The organism is Paenibacillus sp. 01T443, assembly GCF_056398325.1.
Window position 1 is genome coordinate 25930 of sequence record NZ_JBFTPE010000031.1, and the last position, 16124, is coordinate 42053.

Sequence of the window (16124 nt, forward strand, 5' to 3'; positions counted from 1 at the left end):
TACGCTTCAAAATGCATTTCAAGAATGCTGCAGGAAACGTCATCTACCCATATCATTATGAAGGATAACTATTATTCCCATGTTAACCTTTTGTAAATGTGGCGTAAACATTAGAACCTTCCGATCTTAAAATTACCGTTTCGCATCCTATCCTCGATCCACTGCAGCATCAGCCGCCTATAGAAAGTCCGCGTCACCGGGAAAAGAAGTGTTATACCCAAGATATCGGACAAAAATCCTGGCATTAACAGAAAAATGCCTCCTACAAGCACACAAAGCCCATCCAGCATGGTTTGTCCGGGAATTTGCCCAGCTTGCATTTGACGCTGCGCCTCTCCCCAAACTTTGCGGCCCTCTGCCCGCGCTAAATAGGCTCCGGCCAATCCCATTACGATTAGAATAAAAAATGTATTCCAGCCGCCGATCCAACTGCCCATTTGTAAAATACCCCACAGCTCGATTACGGGTACGATAATAAAAACTCCCAACAGCCATTTGTACATGGTTGGACCTCCTCAAAAGTTTGCGAAGCAAACTTACTCCGTAAGCATAAGCTTGGTCTGCGAAGCAAACTTACTTCGTATGCAGAAGCTTGGTTTGCGAAGTGAACTTACTTCGAAAGCAGAAGATTGTATAAATCAGGCATTACTTTGTTTAAGCGTGCCGGCTGCCATTCGGTATTTACCCAAACATGCTTAGTTCCGCCCTCGACTAGCAGCTCACCTGGCAGCTGCTCGTCAGCCGCGATTTCTGATGCATGAAAATCTGAAGCATCAACCCTTCTGACCTGCGATTCAAAGGTAACGCGTACGGGTGTGCACGCAGCTATACGCGTGCAAACAAGAATCGTATCATCATATCGTGCAGGAAGAACGTAGCGGCATTGCAAATCAACAACAGGAAGCAGCAGGCCTTGCTCCTCGATTGCATTATAGGTATAGCCCGCATTTCTTATCCATTCTGTACGTCCAATTTCGAACCAAGTTACATAATTTCCATGAAAGACAACACCCATTTGATCGGTTTCTTGATATCGGACACGAATCGGATGCGTAAACCACCTGGCAGCTGTCAGCATAAATGATCTTCCCCCAAGAGCTTTTTTATAGAAAGCTTATTTACCATATGACGGATTAACAAAAAGCGACGGTGAGATCACCATCGCTTTCGTTTTGTGCTTATATATAGTTGTTATAAAAGTACCTCTGTAATTAAAGTACTTTCGATTGGCCGTGATAGATAACGCCTGTTTCGCCGTAAATGGTTACTTCCATACCATCTTGAAGCACTTCGGTCGCATTTGCAATGCCGAGAATAACAGGGATCCCAAGGTTAAGACCGACTACTGCAGCATGGCTCGTAATTCCACCTTGCTCCGTAATAACCGCTCCAGCTTTCTCAAACGCAGGCATATATTCTTTGTCCGTCGAGATCGTAACCAAGATAGAGCCTTGAGTCGTTTTAGCGATCGCTTCCTCCGGTGTACGGGCTACAACGATTTTACCGATTGCCGTTTGGCTTCCGATACCTTGTCCTTGTGCCAAAAGCTCACCAATGTGGTGAATTTTGATAAGGTTTGTAGTACCAGCGCGGCCAACAGGAACGCCAGCTGTAATTACTACAGTATCGCCAAGGTTAAGGAAACCTGTGCTCATACCGCCTTTTACAGCATTTTCAAACATTTCGTCTGTTGTATCAGCATCTGGACCAAGTACTGCGAATACGCCCCAAATGAGAGATAGGCGACGCAATACCTTCTCATCTGTAGTTACTGCAATGATCGGAGCCTTAGGCTTATACTTCGACACCATGCGAGCAGTAAAGCCGCTTTGCGTCGATGTAATGATCGCTTTTGCTCTTAGGTCAAGAGCAGAGTTAGCAACAGCCTGCGAAATAGCCTCAGTAACTGATGTTTGTTGTGCATTTGCTTGTTTTGTAAACATTTCACGGTATTCCAAAGCTGCTTCAGCGCGCTCGGCAATACGTGCCATTGTTTGTACGGATTCTGTCGGGTAACGTCCCGCAGCTGTTTCGCCGGACAACATAATCGCATCTGTACCGTCAAAAATCGCATTTGCAACGTCACTCGCTTCAGCGCGAGTAGGACGAGGGTTGCGCTGCATGGAATCCAGCATTTGTGTAGCTGTGATAACCGGTTTACCTACGCGGTTACCTTTTTTGATCATGTTTTTTTGCACGAGCGGCACTTCTTCTGCCGGTATTTCAACGCCGAGGTCGCCACGCGCTACCATCAAGCCGTCAGAAACCTCAAGAATTTCATCAAGATTGTCTACGCCTTCTTGGTTTTCGATTTTGGAGATGATTTGAATATGTCCTGCATTATGACGCTCAAGAAGCTCGCGGATTTCAAGCACGTCGCTTGCTTTACGCACGAAAGAAGCTGCAATGAAATCTACGCCTTGCTCGATTCCGAATACGATATCATTCGCATCCTTCTCGGTAATACCAGGCAAAGAGATCTTCACTCCAGGTACGTTAACGCCTTTTTTACTTTTAATTGGACCGCTGTTAACGATACGGCATACGATTTCAGTTCCTTGAACCTCTTCTACCGTCAACCCGATCAAGCCGTCGTCAATCAAAATAGTCGAGCCRATGGTTACATCGTTAGGCAGGTTGTTGTAAGTAATAGGGACACGATTGCGATCACCCAGAATTTCTTCTGTAGTAAGCGTAACGGTATCGCCTTGGTTTAATTCAATAGGCTCTTCCTTTAGCTTGCCGAGACGAATCTCAGGACCCTTAGTATCAAGCAAAACCGCTACCGAAGTACCAAGCTCAGCGTTTGCAATGCGGATATTTTTGATACGGTTGCCGTGCTCTTCGAAATCTCCGTGGGAGAAGTTAAGACGGGCAACGTTCATGCCTGCTTTGATTAGTTTCTTTGTGTTTTCCAGTGATTCGCTGGATGGACCGATTGTACAAACGATTTTCGTTTTGCGCATGTTATATTTCCTCCGTAAATTGCCTGATATTCTTTTTTATACTGACATGACATCCCACTGCTTGTACAGTGAAATAATCAATTTTACATATAATTTACTGAACGGTCGGTGTCGCTTCTTCCGTCTGTTCAGATGTTTGTACCTTACCGTCAGCTGCTTGAACGCTGTTCGCGTCTGCTGCCGGCGTGTTTGGCACTTCAATCGGCTTCTCCACAATTTTGAATTGGCCGACCTTTCGGAACTTCTTATAACGGTCCTCGATCAGCTGCTCCGCACTCAAAGGAAGAAGCTCCTGAAGATGCTTCCACAGCTTATCTTTTATTTGTTCTGCTTGAAAAGCTAAATCCTTATGCGCTCCGCCCTGCGGCTCGATAACGATATCTTCTATAATGCCAAATTCAAGCAAATCCTTGGCCGTAATTTTCATCGCTTCAGCAGCTTGATCCGCTTTGGAAGCATCCTTCCACAAAATAGAAGCGGCTCCATTCGGGGAGATCGCGCTGTAAATCGCATTTTCCAGCATTAGCACACGATTTCCCACGCCTAATGCAAGCGCTCCACCGCTCCCGCCTTCACCGATAACGATACAAATGATAGGCACGCCGAAGCCGGCCATTTCTCTCAGGTTGCGCGCAATCGCTTCTGATTGTCCGCGTTCCTCAGCAGTTTTGCCCGGATAAGCACCCTTCGTATCGATAAAAGTAATGATTGGTCGTTTGAACTTATTCGCTTGCTCCATAAGCCTAAGCGCTTTACGGAAGCCCTCGGGATGAGGACTGCCGAAAAAGCGCGCAATATTCTCACGGGTATCCTTACCGCGCTGATGTCCGATTACCGTTACTGGTACTCCGTTCAGCTTGGCAAGGCCGCCAACGATCGCAAGATCGTCCGCGAACAAACGATCCCCGTGCAGCTCCATATAATCCGTAAACACCGTTTGAATATAGTCAAGCGACGTCGGACGCTGATGATGGCGCGCCATATGCATTTTTTGAGCCGGAGACAGCTCGCTGTACAGTTCTTCTTCCAGCTGTTTGCACTTTTGCTCAAGACCCAAAATTTCTTCCGTGAAGTCAATTCCCTTCTCCACGCTTAGAGTCTTCAGCTCCGTAACCTTCTGCCGCAAATCAATTAACGGTTTCTCAAAAGGCAGCTCACCCGCCATAGGATGTTTCCCCCCTTACGCAATGCATATCAAGCAGCTTGGCTAACGTCGGCTTCATATCTTTGCGGTGTACGACTTTATCCAATTGGCCGTGCTGTAAATTAAACTCGGCCGTTTGAAAGTCGTCAGGCAGCTTTTGGCGAATCGTTTGCTCGATAACAATTCGTCCGGCAAAACCGATCAATGCGCCAGGCTCGGCCAAATTGTAATCGCCCAAGCTTGCAAAGCTTGCCGAAACCCCGCCCGTAGTAGGATCGGTAAAAATTGAAATAAACAAACCGCCTGCGCCTTGAAATTTCGAAAGCGCTGCGCTTGTTTTGGCCATTTGCATCAAGCTTAGAATACTTTCCTGCATCCGGGCGCCGCCCGAGGTGGAGAAAATAAGAAGCGGCAGCTGTTTGGCATGAGCCGCTTCAATCGCTCTCGTTATCTTCTCACCAACGACTGATCCCATACTGCCCGTAAAGAAATCAAAGCTCATAACGGCTACGACAACCGGAAAACCGCCGATCGTACCTTCTCCTGTGATGACAGCATCGCGAAGATTAGACTTATTCTTCTGCTGCTCAAGCTTGCTTGCGTACCCAGGGAAGTTAAGAGGATCGACGGATTCCATATCCGCATCGTATTCTAGCAAATGCCCCTCATCGAGCGTTAAAGCAATACGCTCCCAAGCGCTAAGACGATAATGATGGCCGCAAGAGGAGCATACCTTCAAGTTTTTTTCCAATTCTTTGCTATACTGAATGGTGCCGCATTTCGAGCACTTATTCATCAAGCCCTCAGGAACCTCACGCTTGCGGGGCTCCGATGGTATTGTCGCATATTTCTTCTTCGTAAATAAATCCTTTATTTGCACGTGTGACACCTCTCAAGGCGCAATAGTATAGAGCTATCCATCATAGTGGCCGCATAATGGAGTTAAATACTTCTTGTACTTCCTCCAACTCGCCAGATGGGACTAGTATCTCGTATTGCTGTTTGGACAGATTGACAGAGCGGATTTTCACCAAAAATCCTTCCTCCGTTAGCCGCTTCTTGATGTTATCTGCGATTTTTGCTGTTGGTGCGATATAAATGACCGTCCACATCATGGTACCTCCTGAAAACTTTGCTTCCGCAAAGCTCACTTACTAAGCATAGCTATCCCGGTAACAGGCCATATGATCTCATAATGATACCATAGTCATGGCGAATCCGGCAAATCATATCGGATCGCTTTCGGGTCTTGATGCGCAATTCTCGCCGATGCAGCAGCGGCTAAACCAGCAACCAAGTCGTCCAGAAACACATGAATGCGTTCGCCTTTCACATTCAATTGACGAATAATACCGGGTTTTACTTTATCCAAATATCCGAAGCTCGTCAATCCAATCATGCCATAAACACTCGTTATGCCGAGCGCCAGCGTCTCATCGACACCATAAAGCGATTCATCGGATTCCATGATCGATTGCAAGGGCTCAGGCAGTAATTTACGCTCCGCTAACTCATCTAAAGCAATCCCTGTATACATGACATATTGAACCTCGCGCTTATCGAGTACCGCCCTAACGCTTTCCTCACAATCTTCCATCGTCAAATCACCATTGTAGGGACGCTGCAGCGAATATACGATTTCGGTTACGTCGTCGATCGATACCCCTCGTTTTAAGAGCCATTTCTCGATTCCTGTCATCGGACTCATCCCTCCCGTAACTGCTTGTACGTCTATCTTGGAAACAATAGCGTGATCAGATGACACTGTCCTTAACATGCAGCTCCCCAATCGGAAGCTCCATTGCCATCGTCGCTTGTATCTCTAAACATATGCGCGTACAAGCCCTGACGTGCATACGAAATACTTTTGTTTACAGGATATTTAGGAAGGGTAGAAATGTCCTTGCTTATTTGACCACGATCGCGCCTTCGCCGAGCAGCTGCTCAACTGCAGCAAGCAGCTGCTCGGACGGTTTAACGCGATAACTATCGCTAAGCGCAATCGACTTTTGTCCTTGCACGTAAAACAACACGGTAGCAAGCTGACCGGAATGTTCCGAGAGTATCGCTTTAAGCTGCTCAAGTATAACGGGCTGCTCATTTTCTGAAATTATTTTGATATAAACCCGCTGCGGCTTACGCTCATCCGAAGGTGATCGCCCTTGCTCATTTCCGCTTTTTCTATCTGCCTGTGAGTTGTTTTTGAAGGCTCCTTGATTCCCAGCAGCAGGCCGATCAGCTTGAGTGGCTAGTGCGGCAGGTCCCGGCGTGGCAGCTCTGCCTGGAGCGGAAGTGCCGCCGACCGTGCGTGCCGCACGCGATTTTGCCTGTTTTTGGAGCCGTCCTACATGAACAGCAAGATCCATATTCTCATGCTCAATCGGGACGCAATCCTCGACGATCAGCTTATAATCATCATCCTGCTGTTGAACCGTAGCTTGTATGATTGCGAGACCGCCCTTCTCAAGCTTGCTGCCTATCCGCTTCCAGATCGTTGGGAAAACGACCGCTTCTACTCGCATAATGCGATCCTCCAGCTCGATGAAGCCCATGGAGAGACCTTTTTTATTCGTGTAAGGCTTAACCGACACAACCATAACGCCCACGATGGCGATCACGCCGTCCTTTGCATCACTTAGTTCGAGCAGCCGGTCAAGTCCTAACGGCGCAAGCTGCTGCTCGGCTGCATCCAGCGGATGCCCCGATAAGTAAAGACCTAGCAGCTCTCGCTCAAAATCCAGCTGCTGCCCCGTCGTATAGGGACGAATATCCGGAAGCTCGACATCCCAATTCTGAATTTCGTCGAGACCGAACATTTCGATTTGCAGCTCTTCGCGCTCCTTACGCCATTTCACTGCGGTTTCTACCGTTTCCTCTAGAGCGGCAAGCAGCTGAGCACGATGCCCCGGCAGCGAATCGAACGCTCCCGCTTGAATGAGAGACTCCAGCACCCGTTTGTTCACAACCCGCAAATCCACTCGCTTGCAAAGATCTAGAAGGCTTTCAAAAGGCCGCTCGCCGCGCTCCTTCAAGAGCGCTTCAATAGCCTGCGTTCCAACGTTTTTGATTGCCGCAAGACCGAAGCGGACGGCTTGATTCGTCGGTGTAAAGGAAACGCTGCTTTCGTTTACATCCGGCGGCAAAACTGCAATGCCCATCCGACGGCATTCATCCACGTATTCTGCCGTCTTCCGCTGGTTCCCGGTTACAGAGGCCAGCATCGAAGCCATAAAGGGAACGGGATAATTGGCTTTGAGCCAAGCCGTCTGGAAGGCAAGCACGCCGTAAGCCGCAGCATGCGCGCGCGGAAAGCCATAATCGGCAAACCGTACGATCATATCGTAGACATGATTGGCATCGGAATCGGAATAACCCTCGGCCAAGCTGCCTTTTACAAAATGCGCCCGCTCCTCGTCAAGCACTTCGCGCTTCTTCTTGGAGACAGCGCGGCGCAGTAAATCCGCTTCGCCAAGCGAGAAACCTGCCATTAAGGACGCAATTTGCATGATTTGCTCCTGGTATACGATGATACCGTAGGTATCCGCAAGAATCGGTTCAAGTGAAGGATGCGGATATTCAACGTTGACAAGCCCGTGCTTGCCTTGAATGTATTTCGGAATAAACTCCATCGGTCCTGGACGATACAAAGCGAGAACAGAGACGATATCCTCAAACTCCGTCGGTTTCATTTCCTTCAGAACACGCCGGACACCTGCGGACTCGAGCTGAAAAATACCTGTTGTATCCCCGCGGCTGAGCATCGCATACGTTGCCGGATCATCGTCGCTGATCGTATGGAAATCGATCACTTTGCCGTGCTGCTCCTTTACGGCCTGAAGCGCGCGCTCAAGGATCGAGAGCGTGCGCAAGCCGAGAAAGTCCATTTTTAGAAGGCCGATTGCTTCTAAATGCTCCATCGAATATTGCGTAAGAGGAATCTGCTCGCTACCTGCCTGCACAGGGGTATAGTGCGTAAGAGGTTCTTGAGAGATGACGACGCCCGCAGCATGCGTAGAGGCATGGCGCGGCATCCCCTCAACCTTCAATGCCATCTTCAGCATGCTTGCCGTCTTCGGCTGACGCTCGCTCGCTTCGCGAAGCTCGGTGCTAATTCTCAGCGCCTCATCTAGCGTGATGCCAAGCTGATTTGGAATGAGCTTAGCCGCGCGGTCCACCTCTTGAAACGGCACGTTCATCGCCCGCCCTACATCCCGAACAGCAGCCTTTGCGGCCATCGTTCCGAACGTAATAATCTGCGCAACATGCTCATCCCCGTATTTGGCAGCCACGTAAGCAATAACCTCATCACGGCGCTCATCATTGAAATCAATATCGATATCGGGCATGGAGATCCGTTCCGGATTCAAAAACCGTTCGAACAACAGCTTATATTTCAGCGGATCCACGTCGGTTATCCGCAGCGTATAAGCAACCAAGCTTCCCGCGGACGAGCCGCGTCCCGGACCGGTTCTTATGCCTCTTTCATGGGCGAACCGAACGAAATCCCATACGATGAGAAAATAGTCACTGAATCCCATTTTATCTATGACGGAAAGCTCGTACTCTAACCGCTGCTCTGCCTTTTGCCTAAAATCAACGTCAGCCGCCCACTCGGGCATTCCCGCATATCGGGCCATCAAGCCATCACGGCATAACGTAATTAAATATTCAGATGAGCTCATCCCTGCAGGTACTGGCCGAAATATAGGAAGGGCAGCCCGGCCAAGCGTCAGCTCCAGCTCGCATTTACCCGCAATTTCCATCGTATTCGCAAGCGCTTCCGGCACATGCTGGTACAACAGGGCCATTTCTTCCGCGGTTTTCAAATACATCTGATCCGTCAGCATGCGCAAGCGATCGGCGTCCTCAATCGTTTTACCCGTTCCGATACAAATCAGTACATCCTGCATAGCAGCATCCTCTGCGCGCAGATAATGCACATCATTTGTTGCCGCAAGTTTAATGCCCGTATCGGCAGCGAGCTTGATCATTTCAGCGACTACCTTTTTCTGTTCCAAAAGGCCGTGATCCTGAAGCTCCAAATAAAAATCTTCTCCAAAAATATCTTTGTATCGCAGGGCGCTGCTTCGCGCTTCTTCAATCCGATCATGCAGCAAATGCTGCGATACTTCCCCCCCGAGACATGCGCTAAGGCAAATGAGTCCATCCGAATGCTTTCGCAGCATCTCGATATCCACACGGGGCTTGTAGTGGAAGCCTTCCAAATGCCCGATTGAGCTAAGCTTCATCAGATTCCGGTAACCTGCTTCGTTTTTGGCAAGCACGATCAAATGATAAGTCGGATTATCCTTGCGCGAACCTTTCTCAAATCGAGATCCTGTCGTCATGTAAAGCTCGCACCCGATAATCGGTTTTATTCCTTGCGCCCGGCATGCCCGGTAAAATGGAATCGCACCGTACATCACCCCGTGATCGGTCAGCGCCAGCGCCTTCATTCCAAGCTCTGCTGCTCTTGCAGTAAGGTCACGGATTCTGGCTGCGCCGTCAAGCAGGCTGTATTCGCTGTGAACGTGCAAATGCACGAAAGATTGTTCGTTCTGGCCGCTCATCGCATCCGATCCTTTCTGCTTCGTCCAAATAAGTTAACTCTATTTTATCATAATCGCAGTGGACACGCCCATAGAATGGTAGAAGAGCATACGGCATGGAGCGTTGTGATGCATCACTATTTTTTTGGAGGGATATCGATGAGCTACTTTTTGTCCAAAGCGGGACTTGATTTCTTTATTGCGTTCGGCGTTGTCTTAGGGGGCTCTACACTTGCGGGGATCGGGTCGGTGTTTATGCTGCTGCCGCCTGCGACGACTATGCTTGACACAGCCGCAAGGCTGAAAATATGGGCGATCGTAGCAGCGATTGGAGGCTCCATCGATCCTGTTCGCGTCATTGAAAGCAATATCATGCAGGGGCAATTATCGCCTGCCGCGCAGCAGATTTGTTTTATTATCATCGCTTTTCTTGGCGCACATTTAGGTACGGAACTGGTTCGTCTCATCTGCAAGGGAGCCGCATAAGCGATGCGTCTGCCGCCGTTTGACCGTTTCGTGAGAGGACTACAAATGGTAGGGGTATTAACACTCGGGATGATCATTGGGGCAATTGTGTACAATTCCATTTTTCTGGCGCGGTTCGAGGCTTTAATTACATTGAAGAGCGAGCTTGAGGTACAACTCGAGCAGTACGAGACGGATATAAAGAACTTAAACCAATTCAAAAATCAGCATACGGTTATAAAAAGCGTGCTCCCTCGCATCGAGAAGGAAGCCGGGCAAGATACCAAACGGCCTCGACTAGATCAAGTCACCGAAGCCGAGCTGATCAAACGTATCAAAGAGGATCTTAAGAGTTTCCTAGGAAGGAGCATCTACGAGATCGATTCCGACGCCCGTTTCGCAAGGAAGCTGCTTGAAAGGAAAGTTTATATGGATGTGCATAACAAGGACTATACGATTGAAGTGAATACGATTCTAGTCGTCGATAATATCCTTCAAGTATGGGTGGAGGTCCGGGACTACGTAAAGCCTCCCTCCTAAGCACGCGCCTGTGATTCGTGATACAATAGAGCCTGTCTAATCGCGAGTTGCTGTTGTACCTACATAACTTAAAGGAGCTGCTTTTTCTTGGATCAACTTCTACAATGGCTGCTCGTTCCGGGCATCCTTATTTCACTCGTGCTTTCTGCTGTTTTCAGCTTTAAATCGCGCCGTTCCTCCGATGCGAGGACTAGATCTCTTTTCTCGGCCAGAATGAACATTAGCATGGGGGTCATGCTGCTGTTTATTGCTCTGGTACAGCTGTTTTTGTCTGGGGAATCTACCCTTCGCATCGTCATAGGCGCGATTTTTTTAGTCATCGGCGTGTTCAACCTTTTTGCCGGACTTCGTAGCCTCAGCCTATACAGCACGCCTAAAAATTAACCTGCGATTAGTAGGGATCAATCATTTGGGCCGTCATCATCGCTTTGGCGGCCAAGCCCTGCGCATCCTTAACCTCGATTTCAAGCTTCGTAAACTTCCGGCTCAGCTCCAGTGCCCTTGGTATAATCGTCACTTCGCTATCAATTTGTACGGGCCTTACAAAATAAGTCGTCATGCTCTCCAGCAGATAATCACGCTTGGCGGTCTCCCGAATCATTCTGCGCGCAGCTTGCGTCATTAACGTAGCCAGCAAACCTTCCGACACCATCCCAAGCGCTCCCGACATTTGCGGTGTAATCGTCCCTTTATACGCTAAGCCAAGCTCGTCCTGCCCGGCTGCACTGACATTTGCCGTTGCCATAAAACCTGCCCACATCAGATCCTCAAAAGTCTCTCCGGATTCCGGCTGCTTGCCTGCAAATCGCATGGCATCAAGAACCTCTTGCCTTGTTACAACTCCAAGCAGCTTGCGGTGCCTGTCTACGATCGGCAGCAAATCAATGCCTTCTGCGGCCATGGTATGGGCAGCAGACGTAACGGTAATATTCGGAGCAGCCGTAATCGGATGTTTTGTCATCACCCGATCGACCGTACCCTCCTCCTGCGAACCAACCGCATCCTTGGCCGTCATCATTCCAACTACCTTGCTTCTCTCGTCTACCACGGGAAAACGGGAATAGCCGGTTTCGCGGGAAAGCTTATGGAAGTCTTGAACAGACTGTCCGATTCGAAGCACATCCGCCGGTTTACTGAAGGTTACGATATCTTCAATCAACATGATTTTACGTTTAATCAGACGATCATACATTGCTCTATTGATCATAGAGGCAACCGTGAAGGTGTCATGCCTAGACGAGAGAATCGGCAGTGCCCGCTCGTCTGCCAGCTTGATCACTTCCGCGCTTGGCTCGAAGCCGCCGGTAATCAGTACGCCGGCTCCTTCCTCTAGTGCGCAGCGATGCGCACCGGTCCGGTTACCGACGATTAGAAGACTGCCTTCGTCGATGTACCGCAGCATCGCATCCAGCTCCATTGCTCCTATAACGAACTTATGCAGCGTTTTATCGAGTCCGGCCGCGCTGCCAAACAGTCTTCCTTCTACGATTTCAGCCACTTCTCCAAAGGTCAACTGATCGAGTGCCTCACGGCGCTTACGGTCGATTCGTACCGTTCCGATCCGTTCCTTCGTACTGACGAGCCCTGAGCTCTCCGCTTCTTTAAATGCCTTATAAGCCGTGCCTTCGCTAACGCTAAGCGCCTTGGCTATTGCCCGAACTGAAATTTTCGTTCCGATCTTGAGGCTTTGGATATAATTCAAAATCTGTTCATGCTTCGTGCTGGTCTCGTTACCCGGTCCGATTGGTGCCACTTCGTGTCCTCCGTCCAACTTGCAAACCTATTCCCTTATTATAAGTGAAAGAGAAGGACAAGTCATGCCCGCCCCGATTATGTCCTGTCTAAAGCTGCCACTGCAGCAGCACCTGCTCGACCTTTAGTTTTCCGTCCACCAGCTGTTCATCCGTACTCTTGAATCTCCATTTTTTGAATAGCTGCTGTATCGATTGCATATGGATTGCATCCTCCGCGCCGGACATCACAAAGGCCTGCCAATCGTATTCAATCGGAAGCGGGTAACGCAGCGATTGAATGGGAAATTGATTCATTTCAATAAATTGCGCCGGAATTTCTTCATATATACTGGAGAACAAAAAAGAGCTATGTTCGCTATATGGTCTGGAAATAGAGTCTGATTTCAGATCAAGCACATATTCAACGATTTGGGTATGCGGATTAACGCGACAGCTAAACGTACCTCTTGCCGTAACAGCCTTATCGACACGATGAGACAAGCGGTAGGTGAACTGTACAAGGAAGGGAACATTGTTATAATATGCACGAACTTTTCTGAAGAAATCGAATTCGTCAACCACTTTTCCATCCTCCTCGCGTCAATATTTTTGACCTCTATTATCCTACCATCAATCTTTCAATTGGTAAATTGATCCTTAATAGGTAATCATAATATTAGAATGATACTTTTTTACACAATTATAGTAAAGAGCCCAGCTCTTAGTCAATGACTATAGTCGTTTTTTTTAATATGCTCTATAGGACGTTGTTGACGGAATGCTAAAGTTTTATCGTTAGGCTGAGGTGACAAAATGAGTGAAATTGCGGGGCTTGTTGGTGAAAATATCCGTCAGCTGCGAAAAAAAAGAGGGCTAAGCCAGGAGCAGCTTGCTTTGCGCGCTGACATAAACGCATCCTATATGGGACAGGTTGAGCGCGGCGAAAAAAATCCCACAATTGATGTGCTCAGCAAAATCGCGCATGCGCTCCAAACGCCGCTGGAGAAAATCGTGAACGTCATATCCATTGCAGATGACGCAGATTCACCTGAGGAAGAAGGCTACGCGACCAAGGTTGTTCATCAAATGAACGGCTTAAGCTTGAAGGAGCAGGAAGCCGTTTATCGATTCGTCAAACAGCTCGTTCAATTTAAAGAAATTCAATAAGCGAACCTCAGATCGATAAGTTTATATACATGCGTAAACGGCTGACGCCGTCCTTGGCGGCGAAAGCTCGTTCCGCGGTAAAATCTAAGCATCGTATAAGGTTAAAATTTCAAAAAAAAAGACCCGCTGTCCATTGGACCGGCGGGTCTTCTTTTTTTTCAGCAGCTCACTCACAATTCCTCTCAATCGTAAGCTAGCCACGCGCTCTTTTGGAAGCAGAAGCTTTCTGCAAAAGTTTCTGTTCCCAAAGCTGCGCCTTTGCCTTCTTAATGCGAGCCAGCTCTCTTCGTTTCTCCTCACTCATAATCAACACATTGACATTCGCGATGACAATCAATGAAGCAAACGCGAGCCACACTAGTCCAAATACACTCATTAAGCTCCACGGCGCGCTCAGTTCCAGACGCGGAAGCGCATATACGAGCATCGCAATCGCTATAAGCAAATACAATACATGACGGCCTTTTCCGGAAAACATACCTTCAGCTCCTTCACAGAGTCATAAGCGGCCAATCATCTTGTCCGCATTACCATTCTATGAAGCAGGGACAGGTTATATGTCTTTTATCTTTTTACCGCCAAAGGACGGCGACAGCCGTTTACGCTTAATCTACGATAGATTTCAATACATCAGAAATAATGCGGTTAACATCCTCGAACACGACCGCAAAGCGGCGCTCTGCATCGAGCAGCTTGCCGATCTGCGGATTTTGCGAGATGACCTCGTAGAGCTTATTCATCTTATCCATGTCCTCGGCAGATGGCTCTTCACCAGCCATCATTTTTTGCTGCAGGAAGGTTTGGCGCTCGCGAAAATCATCCAGCATGCTCTTGGCCTCGGGATTGGCTTCCGCTTCCTCCTTGGCGAGCTTCAGCAGCTTTGCTTCCTCGCTCTCCTTAAGCGCTTTGGCTAATTCATAAGCTTTGTCATATACATTCATCCGTATCTCTCCCATTCATTTAAGTTCTTATTTATTATTCTATTGGTTCAATCATAACCCCTCATCGAAAGAAGAGCCAAGTCCTTTATGGAAAAGCTAACGAAAACTACACAAGCATACGGCCCGTTTCGGATTCACAAAGGGATAGATGTCCTCATATGATGAAGTAATTCGTGTAAAACACCTATAGGCCGCTTACCACTTATCGTCATCCTCCTGCTTGGAAGGAGATTTATGATGCTCAAATCGAAAGTAGCCGTACAGGTGATCAGCTCCGGCATGCTTCCGGAAGATACGCTTATGCTTGGCGAAAAACTTGTAAGGCAGTGGAAAATCCCTCAAGGCCAGCACATCATTTTGAAGTTTGGTGCTTTTCGGCAGCATGTGAAGATCATTCCTGTTGCAAAGTACGATGGAATGAGAATGAGCCAAAGCTTAGCCAGACTAATGGGGTTATCAAACGGCACAGCCATTCGACTGCAATATAAAGCCAGCACAGCTACACTTGTTATGGGACCGTTAATCGGCGTTCTAGTCAGCCGGGATTACCCGCATATGCCGGATAAACCCTTTGGTTCCATTACCATGTTTTGCAGGGAGCTTGTAGAAGCCTGTACGGCGCAAGGCGCATACGTTTATTTTTTCACACCGAACCAGATCGGCACAAGTCTCGACAATGTTGATGGTTGGATCTATGCAGACGGCTGGCGCAAGGCCACTATGCCTGTTCCCGATGTCGTCAATAACCGTCTAACCTCACGGAAATTGGAGAATAGACCCAGCGTACAACATTTCATGAAAGAAGTAAAACTGCAGCATCAGACGACCGTTTTCAACGAAAAGTTTTTGGATAAAACCGAGGTTTTCGACGCGCTGAAGAAGGATGAGACCTTAGTCCGCTATTTGCCGGAATCGCATTTGCTTCGAAACTACACGACACTGAAGTCGATGTGTTCCCGGTACAACAGCGTATTTCTCAAACCGGTTCGCGGCAGCTTAGGCAAAGGAATCATTCGGATAACACGTCTCGACGCGGGCAATTATCAAGCCATGTACGCAACCGCGGCAGGCACTCGCAGACAGCAGCATACCAGTTTGCTTCAGCTTTTCTCATCCATTTCCGTCAAGATGAAAACGGTGCGGTATCAAATTCAGCAGGGGCTGCAGCTGATTGAGATTCAGAAGCGGCCGGTCGACTTTAGAGCACTCGTCCAAAAAAACGCCAGCGGTAAATGGACGATTACGTCCATTGTGGCCCGAACGGCCGGAAACCATCATTTTGTCTCAAATTTGGCACGCGGCGGTACGCTCAGCACGGTTGGCGAAGCCGTTGCAAAGTCTAACCTGCAGGCCGGGGTCAGCAAGCAGAACGCGGTGTATCGGCTCCAACAGGCTGCTCTTAATATCGCAAAAGGCGTGGACACCCAAATTCCGGCGCATTTCGGGGAACTTGGCATCGACCTTGCAATGGATACGAGCGGTCGCGTATGGCTGCTCGAGGTGAATTCAAAGCCTTCCAAAAACGATAATACGCCGCTGAATGACAATAAGATTCGCCCGTCTGTCCGCATGATGATTCAATATTCCCGATTCTTATCGGGCTTTTAAAGGAGGCTCCC

The 16124-nt window shown here is 48.5% G+C and carries 17 protein-coding genes; 5 read left to right on the plus strand and 12 right to left on the minus strand.

From position 1 onward, the window contains the following. Positions 1–110 precede the first annotated feature (110 nt). From AC1DLI_RS30980 to AC1DLI_RS31015, 8 genes are all read right to left on the minus strand, one after another. On the minus strand, positions 111–503 hold the full coding sequence (locus AC1DLI_RS30980; protein WP_477609029.1) for an FxsA family protein: 393 nt from the start codon (positions 501–503) through the stop codon (positions 111–113). 107 nt (positions 504–610) lie between these two features. Further along, positions 611–1078: an acyl-CoA thioesterase gene (locus AC1DLI_RS30985; protein WP_477609031.1), complete on the minus strand. Its 468-nt coding sequence runs from the start codon at positions 1076–1078 to the stop codon at positions 611–613. A gap of 133 nt (positions 1079–1211) precedes the next feature. Further along, positions 1212–2966 (minus strand): pyruvate kinase, encoded by a 1755-nt coding sequence (gene pyk / locus AC1DLI_RS30990; protein WP_477609033.1) that lies wholly within the window; start codon positions 2964–2966, stop codon positions 1212–1214. A 94-nt stretch (positions 2967–3060) separates the two neighbouring features. After that, positions 3061–4131: an acetyl-CoA carboxylase carboxyltransferase subunit alpha gene (locus AC1DLI_RS30995; protein WP_477609035.1), complete on the minus strand. Its 1071-nt coding sequence runs from the start codon at positions 4129–4131 to the stop codon at positions 3061–3063. Then, positions 4121–4990 carry an acetyl-CoA carboxylase, carboxyltransferase subunit beta gene (gene accD, locus AC1DLI_RS31000; protein ID WP_308999614.1) on the minus strand — a complete coding sequence of 290 codons (870 nt, stop codon included), beginning with the start codon at positions 4988–4990 and terminating at the stop codon, positions 4121–4123. Before accD ends, AC1DLI_RS30995 begins: the two co-directional genes overlap by 11 nt. A gap of 40 nt (positions 4991–5030) precedes the next feature. Beyond that, positions 5031–5222, minus strand: a complete 192-nt coding sequence (locus AC1DLI_RS31005) for a hypothetical protein (RefSeq protein ID WP_053374720.1) — start codon at positions 5220–5222, stop codon at positions 5031–5033. Positions 5223–5317: 95 nt separating this feature from the next. Next, positions 5318–5809: a phosphatidylglycerophosphatase A family protein gene (locus AC1DLI_RS31010; RefSeq protein WP_477609038.1), complete on the minus strand. Its 492-nt coding sequence runs from the start codon at positions 5807–5809 to the stop codon at positions 5318–5320. 208 nt (positions 5810–6017) lie between these two features. After that, positions 6018–9680, minus strand: a complete 3663-nt coding sequence (locus AC1DLI_RS31015) for a DNA polymerase III subunit alpha (RefSeq protein ID WP_477609040.1) — start codon at positions 9678–9680, stop codon at positions 6018–6020. A gap of 138 nt (positions 9681–9818) precedes the next feature. Here AC1DLI_RS31015 and AC1DLI_RS31020 point away from each other — a divergent pair, with 138 nt between their 5' ends. From AC1DLI_RS31020 to AC1DLI_RS31030, 3 genes are all read left to right on the plus strand, one after another. Continuing rightward, on the plus strand, positions 9819–10145 hold the full coding sequence (locus AC1DLI_RS31020) for a YtrH family sporulation protein (protein ID WP_308999611.1): 327 nt from the start codon (positions 9819–9821) through the stop codon (positions 10143–10145). A gap of 3 nt (positions 10146–10148) precedes the next feature. Next, complete coding sequence (locus AC1DLI_RS31025; RefSeq protein ID WP_477609042.1) at positions 10149–10664, plus strand: sporulation membrane protein YtrI; 516 nt, start codon at positions 10149–10151, stop codon at positions 10662–10664. 87 nt (positions 10665–10751) lie between these two features. Beyond that, on the plus strand, positions 10752–11048 hold the full coding sequence (locus AC1DLI_RS31030) for a YtpI family protein (protein WP_477609044.1): 297 nt from the start codon (positions 10752–10754) through the stop codon (positions 11046–11048). A gap of 7 nt (positions 11049–11055) precedes the next feature. On the opposite strand, the gene AC1DLI_RS31035 is transcribed toward AC1DLI_RS31030, so the two are convergent. Continuing rightward, a complete protein-coding gene (locus AC1DLI_RS31035; protein WP_477609046.1) occupies positions 11056–12417 on the minus strand; it encodes a DRTGG domain-containing protein in 1362 nt (453 codons plus the stop codon). Positions 12418–12505: 88 nt separating this feature from the next. After that, the gene (locus tag AC1DLI_RS31040) at positions 12506–12979 is read right to left on the minus strand and encodes a hypothetical protein (RefSeq protein ID WP_477609048.1); all 474 of its coding nucleotides are present in this window, start codon (positions 12977–12979) and stop codon (positions 12506–12508) included. Between the two features lie 231 nt (positions 12980–13210). Between AC1DLI_RS31040 and AC1DLI_RS31045 the strand changes: the two genes are divergently transcribed. After that, a complete protein-coding gene (locus AC1DLI_RS31045) occupies positions 13211–13564 on the plus strand; it encodes a helix-turn-helix domain-containing protein (protein WP_477609050.1) in 354 nt (117 codons plus the stop codon). 193 nt (positions 13565–13757) lie between these two features. On the opposite strand, the gene AC1DLI_RS31050 is transcribed toward AC1DLI_RS31045, so the two are convergent. Then, a complete protein-coding gene (locus AC1DLI_RS31050) occupies positions 13758–14042 on the minus strand; it encodes a hypothetical protein (RefSeq protein ID WP_477609052.1) in 285 nt (94 codons plus the stop codon). A gap of 127 nt (positions 14043–14169) precedes the next feature. Then, positions 14170–14505: a YlbF/YmcA family competence regulator gene (locus AC1DLI_RS31055; protein WP_477609054.1), complete on the minus strand. Its 336-nt coding sequence runs from the start codon at positions 14503–14505 to the stop codon at positions 14170–14172. 237 nt (positions 14506–14742) lie between these two features. Between AC1DLI_RS31055 and AC1DLI_RS31060 the strand changes: the two genes are divergently transcribed. Beyond that, the gene (locus AC1DLI_RS31060) at positions 14743–16113 is read left to right on the plus strand and encodes a YheC/YheD family endospore coat-associated protein (RefSeq protein WP_477609056.1); all 1371 of its coding nucleotides are present in this window, start codon (positions 14743–14745) and stop codon (positions 16111–16113) included. The last annotated feature ends 11 nt before the right edge of the window (positions 16114–16124 follow it).